A 2505-nucleotide genomic window follows, 5' to 3' on the forward strand; every position below is an offset into this window, starting at 1 on the left:
TTAAAAAAAGCCGGCGACTACGAAGCTTTGCAAAAACTGCCTAAAAATGCTTCTCCTGTTCGTATGCACAATAGATGTAAATTAACAGGCAGACCTAAAGGGTATATGAGGACTTTTGGTATTTCTCGTGTAATGTTTAGAGAAATGGCTAACCAAGGATTGATTCCCGGTGTTAAAAAAGCAAGTTGGTAATCCAATATAAAAGTTAAGAAGATGTTTACAGATCCAATAGCAGATTATTTAACAAGAATTAGAAACGCCAGTAGTGCGGGTCATAGGGTAGTTGATATTCCTGCTTCTAATTTGAAAAAAGAAGTAACTAAAATTTTATTCGATCAGGGATATATTTTGAGTTATAAATTCGAGGATAATGAAGTACAGGGAATTATTAAAATTGCCCTGAAGTATGATAGGCTGACGAAAGAACCGGTCATTAGAAAGATTCAGCGTATAAGTACGCCGGGTCTTAGAAAATATGCCAATTCCGGAGAGATGCCCAGAGTACTTAATGGCTTGGGAATTGCTATTGTGTCTACTTCTCATGGAGTTATGACAAGTAAACAAGCTCAGCGAGACAATGTTGGCGGGGAAGTTTTATGCTACGTTTATTAAGAAATAAAGAGATAGGAAAATGTCTAGAATAGGTAACAATCCAATAGAAATTCCGGAAGGAGTCACAGTAGAACTGCAGAATAATCTTATTACTGTAAAAGGGAAATTGGGTGAATTAACTCAGGAATATTCAGGGGTTTCCGTTAAATCTGAGGAAGGCCAGGTTGTGGTAACCAGACCTTCAGAATCTAAAGAACATAAGGCCAAACACGGCTTGTATAGGTCCTTGATTTACAATATGATTTTGGGAGTAACTAACGGATGGACTAAAGAGCTTGAATTGGTAGGTGTTGGTTTCCGTGCAGTTAATCAAGGTCAAAAGTTAGATTTGGCTTTAGGTTTTTCGCATAATATTGTTTTGAATTTAGCTTCTGAAGTTAAAGTTGAAACGATTTCTGAAAAGGGAAAGAACCCAATTATAAAGCTTACCTCATATGACAAACAATTGGTAGGCCAAATTGCGGCCAAAATAAGATCTTTCCGCAAACCAGAACCTTACAAAGGAAAAGGGATAAAATTTGTTGGAGAACAATTAAGAAGAAAAGCAGGTAAATCCGCTTAAGAATTGAATTATGGGATTATCAAAAACTGAAAGAAGAGAGCGTATTAGAAAAAGGATAAGAAAAGTATCCTTTGGTACAACAGAGAGACCTAGATTGTCTGTTTATAGAAGCAATAAAGAGATTTATGCACAAATAATAGACGATAATAATGGAACCACTTTAGTTGCCGCTTCTTCTAGGGATAAGGAACTAAATAAGGCAAAAGGCACAAAAATAGAGATTGCCAACCTTGTAGGTAAGGCAGTGGCTGAAAAAGCAAAGAAAGCCGGGATAGAAGCAGTTGCTTTTGATCGTGGTGGTAATTTGTATCATGGTAGAGTAAAATCATTGGCCGAAGGTGCCAGAGAGGCCGGTCTAAAATTTTAATAGGAAATATGTTCGGGAATTACAAAAATGTAGAAATTGTTAAACCGGGAGGTCTTGAACTAAAAGACAGATTGGTTGGTGTTCAAAGAGTTACTAAAGTAACAAAAGGGGGTAGAGCTTTTGGTTTTTCTGCGATCGTGGTTGTAGGTGATGAGAATGGTGTTGTAGGTCATGGTCTTGGGAAGTCTAAAGAAGTAGCTACCGCTATAGCGAAGGCTATTGAGGATGCTAAAAAGAACTTAATTAGAATACCACTAGTTAAGGGCACTTTGCCACATGAGCAAAAAGGAAAATTTGGCGGTGCACGTGTGTATGTTAAACCTGCTTCCCATGGTACAGGAGTAATTGCCGGAGGCGCTGTTAGAGCTGTATTGGAATCAGTTGGCGTACAAGACGTTTTGTCCAAGTCTCAGGGATCCTCTAACCCACATAATGTAGTAAAAGCTACATTTGATGCTTTATTACAATTGAGGGATGCCAGAACTGTAGCAAAACAAAGAGGTGTTTCGTTAGAAAAAGTCTTTAAAGGATAAGTAGCAAGAGTATGGCAAAGATTAGAGTTAAGCAGGTAAGAAGTAGCATTAAAAGGCCACAAAATCAGAAAAGAACACTGGAGGCACTTGGATTGCGTAAGATTGGTCATGTTGTGGAACATGAAACCACACCCAATATTATGGGAATGATCAATAAGGTTAAACACTTAGTTTCTACAGAAGAAGCATAAAATATATTTGTAATGAATTTAGGGAATTTAAAACCAGCCAAAGGGTCTGTTCACAAAGCCGGGAAAACCATAGGCCGAGGACAGGGTTCTGGCAAAGGAGGTACTGCAACAAGAGGACATAAAGGTGCTAAATCAAGATCCGGGTATTCCAGGAAGATTGGTTTTGAAGGAGGTCAAATGCCTTTACAAAGACGAGTACCCAAATTTGGTTTTACCAATATTAACAGAAAGGAATATCAG

General features: G+C 38.0%; 7 protein-coding genes. All 7 read left to right on the plus strand.

The genetic code is table 11. The features are described 5' to 3' along the window. Positions 1-192 (plus strand): 30S ribosomal protein S14 (gene rpsN, locus WBN20_RS03240; RefSeq protein WP_424280682.1); only part of this gene is annotated, 192 nt, incomplete at its 5' end. A 21-nt stretch (positions 193-213) separates the two neighbouring features. Then, complete coding sequence (gene rpsH, locus WBN20_RS03245; protein WP_424280683.1) at positions 214-612, plus strand: 30S ribosomal protein S8; 399 nt, start codon at positions 214-216, stop codon at positions 610-612. 19 nt (positions 613-631) lie between these two features. Continuing rightward, positions 632-1174: a 50S ribosomal protein L6 gene (rplF, locus tag WBN20_RS03250; protein ID WP_424280684.1), complete on the plus strand. Its 543-nt coding sequence runs from the start codon at positions 632-634 to the stop codon at positions 1172-1174. 10 nt (positions 1175-1184) lie between these two features. Then, positions 1185-1541, plus strand: a complete 357-nt coding sequence (rplR, locus tag WBN20_RS03255; RefSeq protein WP_424280685.1) for a 50S ribosomal protein L18 — start codon at positions 1185-1187, stop codon at positions 1539-1541. An 8-nt stretch (positions 1542-1549) separates the two neighbouring features. After that, positions 1550-2074: a 30S ribosomal protein S5 gene (gene rpsE / locus WBN20_RS03260; RefSeq protein WP_424271876.1), complete on the plus strand. Its 525-nt coding sequence runs from the start codon at positions 1550-1552 to the stop codon at positions 2072-2074. Between the two features lie 11 nt (positions 2075-2085). Then, entirely contained in the window at positions 2086-2265 is a 180-nt protein-coding gene (gene rpmD, locus WBN20_RS03265) for a 50S ribosomal protein L30 (RefSeq protein WP_299160445.1), read from the plus strand. 12 nt (positions 2266-2277) lie between these two features. Continuing rightward, positions 2278-2505 (plus strand): 50S ribosomal protein L15 (gene rplO / locus WBN20_RS03270; RefSeq protein WP_424280686.1); only part of this gene is annotated, 228 nt, incomplete at its 3' end.

The organism is Eudoraea sp., assembly GCF_049665975.1.
Classification (GTDB): domain Bacteria; phylum Bacteroidota; class Bacteroidia; order Flavobacteriales; family Flavobacteriaceae; genus Eudoraea.